Genomic DNA, 14484 nt, shown 5'->3' on the forward strand with positions numbered 1-14484 from the left:
GAGCTAGCCCAACAGTTTGCCGGCCGCGGCCGCGCCAAAGATCAGTAGCACTGCTATAGCGCCCAGCCAAACCTGGTTGGAATGATTGGTATCCACCAATTCCAGCTCTTCGCCATGTTCGCGTAGCTCGAAGACTGGCCCGCTCAGGTATGTGAACACCAGCCCGCCCAGCAAACCGCCAAAGTGACCCCAGTTGTCAATGCCGGGCGAAAGGCCGATCAAAAAGTTAATCGCGGCGATCTGCAGGATGCTACGCATCACCGCCTGGGCACGGCGGCCAAATACGCGCTGGTTGCGATAGGCGAACACGGCGTGCGCCCCCAGCAGGCCGAACACCGCGGTGGAGGCTCCCAGCGAAGGCGCCTCACTCATCAGGAACGACATGACCCCGCCGGCAAAGCCGCTGACCAGATACAAGCTCAGAAACGAAAAGTGCCCGAACATGCGCTCAAGCTCGGGCCCCAGAGCGAACAGCGCATACATGTTGAACGCAATGTGCAGCAAGCCGGCATGCAAGAGCACCGGCGTGATCAGCCGCCACCACTGGCCGGCCATGATCAACGGGTTGACCTTCATGCCATAGCACGCCGGAATGTCCGGGCTGATGAAATACGGGCAGACCCCCAGATCCAGCAGGCCAATCGACGTCAGTGACTGCAGCGCATAGACCAGCGCGGTGATCGCCAGCACCACATACACCACCACCGGGCGGTTTTGCGGCAAGCGTACCGGCTTGCGAGCCGGCGAGATGCGCCCCAGGACTTGGGGCTCGTCAGCTTCAGGCTGGGGGGTGTTTTCAGGGCGCTCGCTCACAGTTGCACGCGCCGAGGGTTTACGCGGTGATGCTCCGCGGAGATGATATCTTCGATACGGTCCACCGTTTCATCCAACTCACCGTCACGGTTGACCACCACATAGTCAAACTCATCAATGCGCTTGAACTCCTGGCGGGCGGTGGCGATGCGCAGTTTCAGGTTCTCGGGCGTCTCGGTCTTGCGGCGCTCGAGCCGCTCCACCAACTCCTCTTCGCTGGAGGTGGTGATGAACACCAGGATCGCCTCAGGCGAGATCTTGCGCACGGTAGCAGCGCCTTGCACATCCACGCGCATCACCACATCCTTGCCGCTGGTCAGGGCTTTGCGCACCTGGTCCTTGGGGATGCCCTTGTAGTCGTTGTACACGATGGCATATTCCAGCAGCTCTTGTTTTTCGATCAAGCCAGCAAATTCTTCACGGCTGACGAACAGATAATCCACACCATCGCGCTCTTCTGGCCGCGGCGGGCGCGTGGTAGCGGTCACCACGAAGTGGAAGGGCAGACCGCGCTGTTTCATCAGTTCAAGCACGCTGTCTTTGCCTACACCGGATGGGCCGGAGATCACGATCAACAGGGGTTCTGCTACAGGACCAAATTCTGGGCTTGGGTTGCTCATGTGCGCCTGATTATACAAGGCGCTACTTGCTTTCCAGACGCTGCAGCGTGACGCGGGCCAGATCCGCGGCCACCTCGTCAGGCGTGCGGGTCGCATCCACCACGGCCCAGCGCTGCGGCTCGGTCGCGATCAGTTCCTGGTAGCCGGCGTAGACGCGCTGGTGAAAGTCGGCATCGTAATCATCTAGCCGGTTCCAGTTGCCATCCGCGTCACGGCGGCGCAAGCCGGCTTCCGGGCTGATATCAAAGAACAGGGTCAGGTCGGGTTTCAAGCCGCCGGTGGCAAAGCGTACCAGCTCAGCCAACTGGGTCAGATCCACCCCGTGGCCGTAACCCTGATAGGCCATGGTGCTATCGGCGTAGCGGTCACACAGCACCACTTCGCCGGCATCGATGGCTGGGCGGATGACTTCGTCAACCAACTGGGCTCGCGAAGCCTGGAACAGCAGGATCTCGCTGCGCGGCTGCATGGCCTTGTTTCCCAGGTCGAACAGGACCTTGCGAATTTGGTCGCCGATGAGCGTGCCGCCCGGCTCACGCGTGGTCAGCACTTTGTAGCCAGCGGCGCGCAACGCCTCGGCCAGGCGCGGAATTTGGGAGGTCTTGCCGCTGCCTTCCGGGCCTTCCAGCGTGATGAACACCGCCTAGAACCCTTCCAGCTTGGAGAGGTCGGCTACGCCGTGGGCCAGGGCCGCCACGCGCTGCAGCAAGCCAAGGCGGTTGCGGCGCACGCTCTCGTCCTGGGCCATTACCATCACTTTGTCGAAGAAAGTGTTGATGGCCGGGATCATCGGTGTGAAGGCCGCCATGAGCTCATCCACCGAGCCCGCGGCGCGGGGGGCGGCTTCGGCCGCCTGTACGGCGTCCAGCAGGCCGCGCTCGGCACTCTCAACCAGCGCGGTTTCTTCTACGGTGTAGGTCTCATTCAGATCGCGCGTGATGCGCACGCAGCGTGCAAAGGCGGCCAACGTCTGCGGCCAGTCCGGCTTGGCGCTGTGGGCGGCCAACTGGCGTACGGCGCGGGCGGCGGCGGCCGGGTTATGGCCCTGGGCGGCCAGCACCGCGTCCACCACATCGTGACGTTCGCCGTTCTCCAGCAGCAGGGCGCGCAAGCGGCCCACAACAAAGTCCAGCGTGTCTTGCAGCACTTTGCCATCTGCCGCCACCGGTTGCCCGGTAGCAGCCCGCTCGATACCCTGACGCAGATCAAAGTCCATATCCCAGGCGATCAGGTTCTGCACCAGGCCGATGGCGGCGCGGCGCTGGGCGAACGGGTCTTTGGCGCCCGTGGGCGCCAAGCCCACGGCGAATAGGCCGGTCAGGCTGTCCAGGCGGTCGGCAAGGCCAACCGCCAACCCAGCCTTGCTCACCGGCGTGCTATCGCCGGCGTAGCGCGGCAAGTAGTGCTCAAAAATAGCGTCGGCGACCGCGGCCGGTTCGCCCGATTCGAGCGCGTAGGTGCTCCCCATCACGCCCTGCAGCGAGGTCATCTCGACCACCATCTTGGTGACCAGATCGGCCTTGCTCAATTGGGCAGCGCGGTGGGCGGTCTGGGTCTCCTCCGCATCCAGGCCCAACGCAGGGCTGAGCACGCGGGTGAGTTCAGCCACGCGCTGTGCTTTGTCCCACATCGAGCCGAGCTCTTTCTGGAAGGTGAGCTGCTTGAGCCCATCCACATAATGCGAGAACGGGTGCTCGCGGTCTTTGCGGATGAAGTAAGCCGCATCTGCAAAGCGGGCGCGCAGCACAGCTGCATTGCCAGCGGTGACTGCCTTGGCGTCAATATCGCCGTTGGCTACCGCAATAAAACTATTGAGCAGTTTGCCATCTTTTCCGATTGGAAAATATCGCTGGTGCTTCTTCATCACACCGATGAGGACTTCTTGAGGCAGGTCCAGAAAGGCGGCGTCAAACTCGCCGCGCAGGGCGGTGGGGGCTTCCACCAAGTGGGTGACTTCGTCCAACAGGCCTGGGTCGTCCGGTATGTTGCCGCCTGCACTCGCCGCCAATTTCTCGATCTGCTTTTGAATGGCGGCTTTGCGCTGAGCCACATCCAGCAAGATGCCTTGCTTCTTCAGCTTGGCGAAATAATCCTTGGCATTGCTGACGACGAACTGCTCGCTGGCACCCAGGCGCAGGCCGCGGCTGCTCTTGGCAGCCTGCAGGCCGGCGTACTCGAACGGCACGAGTGCATCGCCATGCAGCGCCAACAGCCAGCGCACGGGGCGCGAGAAGGTGACCCCGCTGGCGTTCCAGCGCATGGATTTTTCAAAACGCAGCCCGGCGATCAACTCTGGCAGTTTTTCGGCAAGCACCTCGGCCGCCAAGCGACCCTTGCGCTCGACGCGCGCCACGGCGTATTCGCCGCCGTCGATCGTTTCGATTTTGAGCGCGCTGGCCGGCAGCCCCTGGCCGCGGGCAAAGCCTTCGGCGGCCGGTGTGGGCGTGCCGTCGGCGCCAAAGGCGCGGGCGGCCGGCGGCCCCTTGACCACCTGCTGCAGGTCCGGCTGTTTGGCCGCCAAGGCGGCGACCTGTGCAACTAAGCGGCGCGGCGTGCCTTGCACCGTCACGCCTTTGTGCTCCAAGTGCTCAGCTTGCAGCAGCTGCTGCAAGCTGGCGGTTAATTGCTCGATGGCCGCGTCCAGGTCACTGGGCGGCAGTTCTTCGGTGCCGACCTCCAGCAAAAAGTCACTGGCGGTCTTGGGGCCGGTAATCTTCGCAGTCTTGGCGGCGGGCTTCGCCTCGGCCGCCTGCTCCAGCCAGGGATATTCTTCACGCTGGCGCTCGGCGGCATAGGCTTCAGCCACGCGGCTGGCCAGGGCGCGCATGCGCCGGAAGTAAGCCTGGCGCTCGGTCACGCCGATGGCGCCGCGCGCATCCAGAACATTGAAGGCATGCGAGGTGCGCAGCATATAGTCATAGGCGGGCAGCAGCAGGCCGCCATCCAGCGCGGCCTGGCCTTCGGCCTCGTATAGGTCATACAGTTGGCGCAGGCGCTCCACGTCGGCCAACTCGAAGTAGTACTTGCTCTGCTCGCGCTCGGCCTGCAGGTTCAGGTCGCCCCAGCTGCGCTCAGCACTCCAGCGCACATCGCCAACATAATTCACGTCTTGCAGCGCCATGGCGATGCGGTCGAGCCCGTAGGTGATCTCCACCGAAACCGGCTCGAGGGTGATCCCACCGGCCTGCTGGAAATAGGTGAACTGGGTGATCTCCAACCCATCCAGCCAGACTTCCCAACCCAGGCCCCAGGCGCCCAGCGTCGGTGAGGCCCAGTTGTCTTCCACAAAACGAATGTCGTGCTTGTGCACGTCAATGCCGATGGCCTGCAGGGAACGCAAGTAGATCTCCTGCGGGTTGCCAGGGTCTGGTTTGAGAATCACCTGGAACTGGTGATGCTGTTGCAGGCGATTGGGATTCTCGCCGTAGCGGCCGTCGTCGGGGCGCACGGAGGGCTCGACATAGGCCACATTCCACGGCTCGGGGCCGATCACGCGCAGGAAGGTGGCCGGGTTCATGGTGCCGGCGCCGACCTGTTGGCTGTAGGGCTGCCAGAGGACACAGCCTTGCTCCACCCAGAACTGCTGCAACGCCATCACGATGGACTGAAAATCGCGCGGTGCGGCGGGCTTGGGCGCGGCCTGCTTGCGTCCAGCCGCACTCGTGCGGCTGGGGGTCTTCTTCGCCTTGGGAGCGGATCTCTTTGCTGCGGTGGTTTTGGACTTTGACTTGGCCATGTGAACGTCCATTATAAACGGCGGCGCCTCTTGCTCCTCACCCTCGGCTCGTTCGGAATGACAGCACGCCGAAAGATATTGTTGCTGGAATATGGGTGGGGGTTAAAAGTTATTACTAACAACTTTTTCTCTTCCAAGCCTGGCATACCCATGCGGGGCTTATAGCAGAGAATGTTGGTTGGCAGGTTTGATGAAGCCGATTGTCAAGCAACTGAAACTAGCCCGTAATTGCAATTACCAATTACTATCCCTGTATGCCCCCGCGCATCCTCTACGACGGCTGGCCGCTGACCCACGCCTCACTGGGCGCGGCAGCCGCTCACCTGCGTGAGCTGCTGGCTGCCGCGCCCACCGAGGCCGAACTGCTGCTGGCCCTGCCCGGTGCGATCAGCGAGCCGCTGCCTGCCCGCGTGCAGACCCTGCTCGCCACCCCGCGCGAGCGTGGCGACTGGGAGCAAAGCCGCCTGCAGGCCCTGGCCGTAGAGCACGGCGCGACAGTCATCCACACCACCGCCCGCGCCGCGTCGCTGCTGGGCAAGGTGCCCACCCTGGCCAGTCCGGCTGAATACGCGGCTAGCCCCGCTGCCCGCGGCCGCATGGCGGCCGCCCAGGCCAGCGGCGGCCTGGCGCGCGCGCGCCTGCTGTGGCCGAGCGACCTGCCCGCCCCGGCTCATTCCGGCGTGCTCAATACGCTGCCGCCGGTCGCCGCGCCTGTTACGCAGGCCGCGTTGCCCGCCAACACTCCGCAAGAATATTTGCTGTACCACGGCTCTGGCCAGCCCGAAGCGCTGCTGCCACTGCTCAAAGCGTGGACCTGGGCGGCGGGCTCCATCGGCGAGCTGTACCCGCTCCTGATCGCTGGCCTGGACGCGCAGCAGGACGCCTGGCTGCAGAGCCAGCTGCCTATTTTCGATGTGCAGGACTATGTGCAAACCATCCAGCCCAGCCCAACCGAACTGCACGCGCTCATCCAAAGCTGTACCGCTCTCATTCACCCTGAGCCGCCGCCAGCGTGGGGCAGCAGCCTGCGCCAGGCGCTGGCCTACGGCAAAGCGATCGTGGCGCTGCAGGAGCCACTGACCGAGACGATGGCCGGCTCAGCCGCCTACCTGGCGCCCGCCGGGGATACGCGCAGCCTGGGCGCGGCCATCATCACCGTTGTGGTCGAAGAGAGTGTGCGCGCCGCGCTGGAGCAACAGGCCGCACAAAAAAGCGCCCGCTGGACGGCGGACGCTTTTGAAGCTGCACTCAAAGCACTGTATTCGGAATTGGCTTAGAAGCGGCGGCGCGAGAGCTGCCAGCTGTAGAAACCCAGCCCGCCACCTGCCACGACCAATACAATCCCCAGCAGCCCCATCAACGGAGACGGCGGGCCGCCCTCTTCCGGCGTCAGAATGTTGAACCCGCCGGAGGAACCGGCTTGGGCGCCAAAGTTCAGGCTGGTCTCATCGCCCGGGCTGAGCTGGATGGTTGCGCTCTGGGCGGTGGTGGGGTTGAAGCCTTGCGGGGCGGCCACGCTCACGGTGTATTCGCCGCCCGGCAGGTCATCAAAGCACACGGCCTGCGGCAGGCCGGTGGTGGCATCCAGCTGGGCCAGCGTATCGCCCTGGCGTGAGGCCAGGCCGGTGCGCTCGCTGACGCTGGCCGCGCCGCCGGGGATGCCCAGTTCGGCATCCTGGCGCATGGCGTCACCATTCACGTCGTCAAACAGCAGCACACAGATGGTGCCGGTACCGGGTGTGCCTTCGGGTGTGCTGGTGGCAACCACTTCGGAAGTCGGTTCTGGAGCAGTGGGCGTGGTCTGCGCGGCAGTCGCCAGCACCACGGTTTCACCTTCCTGCAGCACCTTGTCCGGTCCCCAGCCGTTCAAAATGCGCAGTTGCTCGATAGGAATATTGAACTTTCCTGCGATCAACCACGGGGAATCGCCCGGCAGGGCAGTATACAAAATACGCCCATCCGGGCCTGGCTCAGGCAGGGGTTGCGGCGTAGATTGAAACAAGGGAGAGGCTGCCGCCTGGCTCGGCCAGGCCGAGAGGGCCACCACCGCCAGCAGGCTTGCCAGCATCAGAAGCAGGGGCAGCTTCTTTAGAAGCTCTTTACCTATGCGCATAAAAGGATTATATCAACGCGGCACTATAATTGAATTGAGCGTCCCATGAGCGCCAGCGCTGCCCATTTTCCCGTTTCCACCCGCCCCGCCAACCTACGTCCCTTTGATGCCCGCCGAGACCTGTTGGCCGTGGCTGACCTGGTGGAGCTGTGCTTTGCCCCCACGCTGGATTCGGATGGTTACCAGTACATCCGCCAGATGCGCCAGGCCGCCCGCGCCGGGCGCTGGCTGCCGACCCAACCCGCCGACCTTGACGCGCCGCTGATGGGCATGGTGTGGGTGGAGGACGGCGTGCTGGTGGGCAACCTGAGCTTGATCCCGCAGCACCTGGGCAGCCGCACCCGCTACCTCATCGCCAATGTGGCCGTGCATCCCAACCACCGCGGGCGCGGCATTGCCGCCCTGCTGACCCAGGCCGCGCTGGAGGATGTGCGCAGCCGCGGCCGCGCCGAAGCCTGGCTGCAAGTGGACCAAAACAACGAGACCGCGGTCAATCTCTACCGCCGCCTGGGCTTTGTGGAAAAGATGCGCCGCACCAGTTGGCGCGGCTTGCCCCAGGCCGCCCCGGCGGCAAACTCCATACGCATCCGCAAACGAATCGATGCCGACTGGGGCATGCAAAACATCTGGCTGGATGCGCTCTACCCCGCCGATGTTCGCTGGCAGTTGCCGCTCAAGACCAGCGCCCTGCGCCCAGGCTGGCAAGCCAGCCTGCAGCGCCTGTTCGGCGACCCGCGCACGGTGCACTGGAGCGCCGTCCACGGCGACCGCCTGCAGGCCGTGCTCAGTTGGCAAAGCTCCACGCTGGAGGCCGACCGCCTCTGGCTGGCGGCCGACCCGCACGATGCGCAGCCCCCGCTGGCACAATTGCTGGCCAGCGCCAGCCGCCAGCTGCGGCGTGACCGCAAGCTGGCGCTCAACTATCCCGCCGGCCTGGCCGCCGAGGCCATGCAAGCGGCGGGTTTCTCCGCCTTGCGCACCCTGATCTGGATGCGCTACCCATGGGAGGTTTCTGCTTGACTTTGCACACACAAGATGAACTGCGCGCGCTGCTGCAGAACGCGCGCACGATCGCCGTGGTCGGCCATTCCGATAAGCCGTACCGCACCAGCTACCGCATCGCCAGCTATCTGCGCCAGGCGGGCTACCAAGTCTTCCCGGTCAATCCGCTGCTGAGCAGCATTGATGGCCAGCCTGTGTATCCAGACCTGGCCTCGGTGCCAGTGCCGATCGACATCGTAGACGTCTTCCGCCGCTCTGAACATTTGCAAGACGTGGTGGAGGATGCCATCGCCGCCGGCGCCAAAGCCGTATGGTCCCAGGTGGGCGTGGAGGATGCAGCCGCAGCGGCGGCGGCGCAAGCCGCCGGCCTGCAGATGGTGATGGACCGTTGCATCATGGTGGATCATCGCAGTTTGATCGGTAAATAAAAAGAGGCCCATACGGGCCTCTTTTTATTTACAGAGTCGTCACTTCTTTCTTGGTTTTGCGTCTTCCCTGCCCCAGGGTGTACCGATCCAGGGGAGCAGGAAGTAGTCCAGACCCAGGTACCCAGCGATCTTCCAGCCCATGATCAGGCCCAGCGCCGCCACGAAGAGCAGCGGGTTGGTGCTGGCCGAACCCGCCAGCATGAAGTTGAAGTTCATGAAGCCACCGAAGAAGGCAGCAATGCCTGTGAAGGCACCCAGGATCAGGGCAATGCCCACCAGCACCTCACCGTAAGCAATGAGCTTGGCGAACCAGGTGTACGCCTCGGTGTCCAGCATGAACTGCAAGAAATCACGGTACCAGTCAAACGAGATTGGCGGTCGGCCAGTCTCCGGGATGGCTACGGCGTTGGTCCAGTAGCCCTTCAGGGCCTCGCCGGTCTGGGTCCAGGCCGGGTTGCTGATCTTGCCCAGGCCAGACTGCAGCCATTCGTAGCCCAGCCACACACGCACAGCCAGCCACACCCATGCCATCCGCAGATCATTGAATAAAAACTTAGCGATTGGGGGATCCTGGATCAGGCGACCCCGTTGCACAACAGAGCTCATATCTTCCTCCTGGTTTGCGTATCGGCAAACCGTGACCAAAAAGTTGCCAACACTTTACGCTGGCGCCGCTTTACACACTAGGGACATATTGCCCAAATACTGTCCCAAGATCCCTGGGATAGTGGCCTTCCGAGGACCTTACTCACAGGATAAATATACAAAACTTACCAACATTCGTCATCTGGCAAGGATGCCTGCTTTCTGTATGATGTGAGCATGAACGCCGCCAATACTGCATTCGCCCAAAAGACCATCACTCCGGCTGAGGCCGTACACCAGATCCCCTCCGGCGCCCGAATCTATATGGGCGGCGGGGCGGGCTTCCCACAGGAGATCGAGCGCGCCCTGGTGGCCCGGGCGGCTGCGCTCGAGAACGTCGAAGTGGTGCATGTGCTCACCTTCGCCGGCGGCGCCTACCTGGAGCCGCGCTTCACGCGCAGCTTCCGCCACCGGGCGCTGTTCATCGGCGCGCCAGCCCGCAAAGCAGTGAACGAAGGCCGCGCCGATTACATTCCGATCTTTCTCTCCGAAGTGCCTGCGCTCTTTCGAGACGGGCTGCTGCCACTCGACATTGCCTTCATCCAGGTTTCCCCGCCTGACCAGCACGGCTTCTGCTCCTACGGCGTTGAGGTCGGCGTCACCAAGCCGGCCGCCGAAGCGGCCACCATGGTGATCGCCGAAGTCAACCCGCAGATGCCGCGCGTGCTGGGCGACTCGTTCATTCATGTCAGCGATATTGATTACCTGGTACCGGTGGATTACCCGCTGCCCGAGCCGGTGCACAAAGAGATCACGCCGGAACAGGAGACGATCGGTGAGCTGGTGGCCGACCTGGTGCCTGACGAGGCCACGCTGCAGCTTGGCATTGGCGCCTTGCCCAACGCGGTGCTGGCCAAGCTGGGCAACAAGCGCAACCTGGGCATCCACAGCGAGCTGTTTTCCGACGGCGTGGTGGACCTGGTGGAACAGGGCGTGGTGACCAACACAGCCAAGACCCTGCACCCCGGCAAGATCGTGGCCGGTTTCCTGTTCGGCTCGCAGCGGCTGTACAACTTTGTGGAAGACAACGCCATGATCGAGCTGCACCCTACCGATTATGTGAATGATCCGTTTGTGATCGCTCAGAACCACAAGATGACCGCGATCAACTCGGCGATCGAGGTGGACCTGAGCGGGCAGGTGTGTGCGGATTCAGTGGGCGGCTATTTTTATAGCGGCATCGGCGGCCAGCTGGATTTCTTCCGCGGGGCGGTGCGCTCCAAAGGCGGCAAGGCCATCGTGGCCCTGCCCTCCCTGGCCCGCGGCGACATCTCGCGCATCGTGCCACGCCTACGCGAGGGTGCCGGCGTGGTCACTTCCCGCGGCGATGTGCATTACGTCGTCACGGAATACGGGATCGCATCCTTGCACGGCAAGAGTGTGCGCGAGCGGGCCAGCGAACTGATCAACGTAGCCCACCCGGAACACCGCGAGGAATTGCGCTACTTTATGCGCCAGCAGGGTTGGTAGGCGCAGGCTGCAGCGGCATCTGCACCCGCAGGCGCGTGCCCTGGCTGGACACGCTATCAATTTCCAGGTCGCCGCCCAGTTTGCGGGCGCGTTCGCGCATGTTGCGCAAGCCGTTCCCGTCGCCGCCGGCGGCCGTTTCAAAGTCAAAGCCGATGCCATCGTCCGCGATGCGCAGCACCACCTGGTCGCCCTCGCCCTTGAGGCTCACCAGCACATTGCGGGCCTGGGCATGCTTGCGAATGTTGTTGAGCGCCTCCTGGGCAATCAGCAGCAGCTCCTCTGTGCGGGTTTCATCCAGGCGGATCACGCTGAGTTTTGTCGGGGCTTCGTACACAACATTCATAAGGGTATTGGCGCGCAACTCCGTTGCCAGTTGGCCCAGGCTGGTGGCCACATCCTGCCCCTGAAAGCGCCCGGTGCGCAGCCCCATGATGTAGTTGCGCAGATCGCGCAGCACTTCACCCAGGCTGTCCACCGCCTGGTCGATGCGCCGGGCGGCGTGCTCAGTATTGGTGCTAATCTCATACTTGGCTTCCTGCAGCGAGAGGCCAGCTGCATACACAGACTGCATGATGCCGTCGTGCAGCGCCATGCCGAAACGCTCGCGCTCCTGGATCACGGTAAGCTCCTGCGTCTTGCGGTACAGCTGTGCATTTTCAATGGCGATCGCGGCCTGGGTGGCAAATTTTTGGAGCAACTGGCGGTCGTCTTCATTGAAGTTGAGCAAGACCTCCGTCTCATCTTCTCCAACGAACTTGTCAGCGACATACAAATTGCCAAAGATCTCCCCTTTGGATTTGATCGGCACCCCCAGCAGCGATTTCATTGGCGGGTGGTTGGGCGGAAAACCGATGGCGCGGGGGTCCTTGCGAATATCCTTAATGATCAAGGCACCGCCCTCGGGGTTGATCAGCACTCCCAGCAAACCATGCCCGGTCGGGGCCGCACCGATGCGCGCCCGCGCCTCGGCGTCGATCCCTGACGTTATGAACTGCTGGATGGTAGTGCTGCCGCGTTCCACCACGCCCAGGGCGCCGTACTTGGCGTGCAGCAGATTTCGGCTGATATCGACCACTTTCTGCAGCACGACCTGCAGGTTCAGTTCCACGGTCAGCGTCAGCGCAGCTTCATGCAGCGCCTCGATCTGGCGGCCGCGCTGGGTGATCTCCTCCTCGCGCCGGTCAATGATGTTGAAAAAGAATATAGAGAACCCGGTTGAGCCGAGAGCTACTGCCACCACGGCAAAGATGTTGCCCTCGAGAGCATATTGAGGGGGAACGAGGGTAAGGCGGGCGTAGATGACGCCCACCATGAACAGCAGCGGTAGCAGGATCGCCAACCCGCGCAGCGTTCGCGTGCTCATGCAGCTCCGTTTCGGTGTTTAAAAAGACAGGTCATTGCAAAATGCTATAATCCTTAAGGGAATTATACAAAGCACATGCTGAAAGTTCTTCTTGTTGATGACCATGAGGTGGTGCGCCTGGGCATCAAGTCCCTGCTCAGTCATTACCCCCAATTCGAAGTTGTGGCCGAAGCCGGCACGGCCGACGAGGCCATACGCCAGGCCACCGAGTTCCAGCCGGATGTGGTGGTGATGGACATCCGCCTGCCCGGCAAAAGCGGCATCGAGGCCACGCGCGAGATCATGGCCGCCCGCCCGGAAACCAAAGTGGTGATGCTCACCACCTTTGCCGACGACGAGCTGCTGTTTGACGCCATCTCGGCCGGCGCATCAGGCTATGTGCTCAAGCAAATCGACAGCCGCGAGCTGATCACCGCCCTGGAGCGGATCGGCCGCGGCGAATCACTGCTGGACCCCGCCGTGACCCAGCAGGTCTTCAAGCGCATGCGTGAGACCACCCGCAAAGCTGAATCCGAGGCGTTTGCCCCGCTGAGCGAGCAGGAACTCAAAGTGCTTGCCCTGGTGGCTCAGGGCAAGCGTAACAAAGAGATCGCTGAGCAAGTTTTCCTAAGTGAGAAAACGGTGCGCAACTACGTCAGTTCGATATTGAGCAAGCTGGCCCTTTCCACCCGGTCTGAGGCCGCCGCGTATGCGGTAAAACATCGCATTGACAATTATGTTACATTAGACAAGTAAGGAGATTACCAATACATTATGAAGAATTCATGGATTATTCGTTTTGCAGTCAACGCCGTGGCGCTGTATGCTGCCATTGCGATTGTGCCGGGCCTGTCTGTTGCCGATGAGAGCTGGACCACCTATCTCTTGCTGGCGCTGTTCTTTGGCATCATCAACGCCTTCCTGGCGCCTGTGCTGAAATTGCTGACCTGCCCGGTGTACGTGCTCACCCTGGGCTTGTTCAGCCTGGTGGTGAACACCTTGTTGTTCATGGCTACTGCCTGGCTCAGCAACCTGTTCGGTGTGCAATTCACCTACGATGGTTTTGCCTCCGCTTTCCTGGGTGCGATCATCGTCAGCCTGGTGCAAATGGTGCTACTTGCCATCCTGCCGGACGGCAACAACCGCCCGCGCGTGCACGCCAAGAAGCCCAACTAACCATATACACAAAAAAAAGCCCCGCAGATGCGGGGCTTTTTTTATTTACTCTGCGCCAGGAAATCGTCCATGGCGGCCAGCAACTCTTCCATATCAGAGAGCCCCAGCTCGCCCATATGGCCGATGCGGAAGGTCACACCCTTCAGCTGGCCGTAGCCGTTGGCGATGCGCATGCCGCGCTCGCTCAGGAAGGCGTTGAGCTTGCTGACATCAATGCCCAGCTTGTTGTCGATTGTGGTGACCGTCTGCGAGCGGTAGCCCTCGGGGGCATACAGCTCCAGCCCGCGGCTGGTGGCCCAGTTCTGGGTCAGCTCGGCCATGGCGGCGTGGCGGGCAAAGCGCGCCTCCAGGCCCTCGGCCAGCATGCGTTGCAGTTGCTTATCCAGCGCATATACCAGGCCGATGGCGGGCGTGGCCGGCGTGCTGTCCTTCAGGCGGTGCTTCTCCATGCGCACCAGGTCAAAGTACCAACCGCGGTGGGCGACTGTTTCGGCTTTGGCCATGGCGCGGTCGCTCACCGCCGCCAGCGAGATGCCCGGCGGCAACGCCAGCGCCTTCTGGGTCGAGGTCAGCACCATGTCCAGCCCCCAGCCGTCCATATCGATCTTGTCGCCGCCCAGCGAGGACACCGCGTCGACACAGATCAGCGTATCCGGGCTGATCTGCTTCACGACTGCAGCAATCTCTTTTACAGGGTTGACGAGACCCGTCGAGGTTTCGTTGTGCACCACCAGAATGGCTTCGTACTTCTTCTGGCTCAGTGCCTCCTTCACTCGCTCAGGCGCGATCGGTTCTTTCCAGTCAGCGCTCAGCACATCAGCCTGCTTGCCGTTGCTCTCGGCCACCTGCTTCCAGCGCTCAGCGAACGCGCCGTTGACGCAGCACAACACATCCTGGTTCACAAAGTTGCGCACGGCGGCCTCGTGGAAGCCGGTGCCGGACGAAGCACTGATAAATACGCGGTACTTGGTGAAGAAGATCTTCTGTGCGTTCTCACTGGCACGGCGGAAGATCTCCTCGAACTGCGCGCTGCGGTGCGGCAGCATGGCGCGGGTTTGTTCTGCAGCAATCTCCGGGTCTACATCTACCGGCCCGGGAATAAATAGATGGCCCATTCGTCCTCCGATTAATATCAGAGG

14 protein-coding genes are annotated in these 14484 nt (G+C 62.5%); 6 read left to right on the forward strand and 8 right to left on the reverse strand.

What is annotated here, in order from left to right; all coding sequences use genetic code 11:
- Positions 1-3 precede the first annotated feature (3 nt).
- Genes KIT08_05090 through glyS form a run of 4 tightly spaced genes read right to left on the reverse strand, consistent with a single transcriptional unit; the run spans position 4 to position 5169 of the window.
- A complete protein-coding gene (locus tag KIT08_05090; protein ID UYN90611.1) occupies positions 4-813 on the reverse strand; it encodes a rhomboid family intramembrane serine protease in 810 nt (269 codons plus the stop codon).
- On the reverse strand, positions 810-1433 hold the full coding sequence (locus tag KIT08_05095; protein ID UYN90612.1) for a guanylate kinase: 624 nt from the start codon (positions 1431-1433) through the stop codon (positions 810-812). Before KIT08_05095 ends, KIT08_05090 begins: the two co-directional genes overlap by 4 nt.
- Before the next feature lie 22 nt (positions 1434-1455).
- On the reverse strand, positions 1456-2073 hold the full coding sequence (locus KIT08_05100) for a dTMP kinase (protein ID UYN90613.1): 618 nt from the start codon (positions 2071-2073) through the stop codon (positions 1456-1458).
- A gap of 3 nt (positions 2074-2076) precedes the next feature.
- Positions 2077-5169: a glycine--tRNA ligase subunit beta gene (glyS, locus tag KIT08_05105; protein UYN90614.1), complete on the reverse strand. Its 3093-nt coding sequence runs from the start codon at positions 5167-5169 to the stop codon at positions 2077-2079.
- Positions 5170-5423: 254 nt separating this feature from the next.
- Here glyS and KIT08_05110 point away from each other — a divergent pair, with 254 nt between their 5' ends.
- The gene (locus tag KIT08_05110; protein UYN90615.1) at positions 5424-6446 is read left to right on the forward strand and encodes a hypothetical protein; all 1023 of its coding nucleotides are present in this window, start codon (positions 5424-5426) and stop codon (positions 6444-6446) included.
- On the opposite strand, the gene KIT08_05115 is transcribed toward KIT08_05110, so the two are convergent.
- Positions 6443-7282: a LysM peptidoglycan-binding domain-containing protein gene (locus KIT08_05115; protein ID UYN90616.1), complete on the reverse strand. Its 840-nt coding sequence runs from the start codon at positions 7280-7282 to the stop codon at positions 6443-6445. The two genes, KIT08_05110 and KIT08_05115, sit on opposite strands and share 4 nt — an antisense overlap.
- A 45-nt stretch (positions 7283-7327) precedes the next feature.
- On the opposite strand from KIT08_05115, the gene KIT08_05120 reads away from it, so the two are divergent.
- Positions 7328-8302, forward strand: a complete 975-nt coding sequence (locus tag KIT08_05120; GenBank protein UYN90617.1) for a GNAT family N-acetyltransferase — start codon at positions 7328-7330, stop codon at positions 8300-8302.
- Entirely contained in the window at positions 8299-8712 is a 414-nt protein-coding gene (locus tag KIT08_05125; protein ID UYN90618.1) for a CoA-binding protein, read from the forward strand. The genes KIT08_05120 and KIT08_05125 overlap by 4 nt, the downstream gene beginning before the upstream one ends.
- A gap of 39 nt (positions 8713-8751) precedes the next feature.
- Here KIT08_05125 and KIT08_05130 read toward each other — a convergent pair whose 3' ends face one another.
- A complete protein-coding gene (locus tag KIT08_05130; GenBank protein ID UYN90619.1) occupies positions 8752-9318 on the reverse strand; it encodes a DoxX family membrane protein in 567 nt (188 codons plus the stop codon).
- A 216-nt stretch (positions 9319-9534) separates the two neighbouring features.
- Between KIT08_05130 and KIT08_05135 the strand changes: the two genes are divergently transcribed.
- Positions 9535-10827, forward strand: a complete 1293-nt coding sequence (locus KIT08_05135) for an acetyl-CoA hydrolase/transferase family protein (GenBank protein ID UYN90620.1) — start codon at positions 9535-9537, stop codon at positions 10825-10827.
- Here the strand turns inward: KIT08_05135 and KIT08_05140 are convergent.
- The gene (locus KIT08_05140; GenBank protein ID UYN90621.1) at positions 10805-12190 is read right to left on the reverse strand and encodes a GAF domain-containing sensor histidine kinase; all 1386 of its coding nucleotides are present in this window, start codon (positions 12188-12190) and stop codon (positions 10805-10807) included. The two genes, KIT08_05135 and KIT08_05140, sit on opposite strands and share 23 nt — an antisense overlap.
- A 75-nt stretch (positions 12191-12265) precedes the next feature.
- Between KIT08_05140 and KIT08_05145 the strand changes: the two genes are divergently transcribed.
- Positions 12266-12925: a response regulator transcription factor gene (locus tag KIT08_05145; protein ID UYN90622.1), complete on the forward strand. Its 660-nt coding sequence runs from the start codon at positions 12266-12268 to the stop codon at positions 12923-12925.
- An 18-nt stretch (positions 12926-12943) separates the two neighbouring features.
- Positions 12944-13345 (forward strand): phage holin family protein, encoded by a 402-nt coding sequence (locus KIT08_05150; protein ID UYN90623.1) that lies wholly within the window; start codon positions 12944-12946, stop codon positions 13343-13345.
- A gap of 41 nt (positions 13346-13386) precedes the next feature.
- Here the strand turns inward: KIT08_05150 and KIT08_05155 are convergent, their stop codons facing one another.
- Positions 13387-14460, reverse strand: coding sequence for an alanine--glyoxylate aminotransferase family protein (locus KIT08_05155; GenBank protein ID UYN90624.1), 1074 nt, complete (start codon positions 14458-14460; stop codon positions 13387-13389).
- Between the last annotated feature and the right edge of the window lie 24 nt (positions 14461-14484).

Source organism: Anaerolineales bacterium, from assembly GCA_025808555.1.
GTDB lineage: Bacteria > Chloroflexota > Anaerolineae > Anaerolineales > UBA11579 > JAMCZK01.

Bases quoted from the DNA above. Each gene is read 5' to 3' on its own strand.
- glyS (UYN90614.1), bottom strand. From the start codon at position 5,169: ATGGCCAAGTCAAAGTCCAAAACCACCGCAGCAAAGAGATCCGCTCCC.
- KIT08_05145 (UYN90622.1), top strand. From the start codon at position 12,266: ATGCTGAAAGTTCTTCTTGTTGATGACCATGAGGTGGTGCGCCTGGGC.
- KIT08_05150 (UYN90623.1), top strand. From the start codon at position 12,944: ATGAAGAATTCATGGATTATTCGTTTTGCAGTCAACGCCGTGGCGCTG.
- KIT08_05155 (UYN90624.1), bottom strand. From the start codon at position 14,460: ATGGGCCATCTATTTATTCCCGGGCCGGTAGATGTAGACCCGGAGATT.
- KIT08_05115 (UYN90616.1), bottom strand. From the start codon at position 7,282: ATGCGCATAGGTAAAGAGCTTCTAAAGAAGCTGCCCCTGCTTCTGATG.
- KIT08_05120 (UYN90617.1), top strand. From the start codon at position 7,328: ATGAGCGCCAGCGCTGCCCATTTTCCCGTTTCCACCCGCCCCGCCAAC.
- KIT08_05135 (UYN90620.1), top strand. From the start codon at position 9,535: ATGAACGCCGCCAATACTGCATTCGCCCAAAAGACCATCACTCCGGCT.
- KIT08_05110 (UYN90615.1), top strand. From the start codon at position 5,424: ATGCCCCCGCGCATCCTCTACGACGGCTGGCCGCTGACCCACGCCTCA.
- KIT08_05130 (UYN90619.1), bottom strand. From the start codon at position 9,318: ATGAGCTCTGTTGTGCAACGGGGTCGCCTGATCCAGGATCCCCCAATC.
- KIT08_05095 (UYN90612.1), bottom strand. From the start codon at position 1,433: ATGAGCAACCCAAGCCCAGAATTTGGTCCTGTAGCAGAACCCCTGTTG.
- KIT08_05140 (UYN90621.1), bottom strand. From the start codon at position 12,190: ATGAGCACGCGAACGCTGCGCGGGTTGGCGATCCTGCTACCGCTGCTG.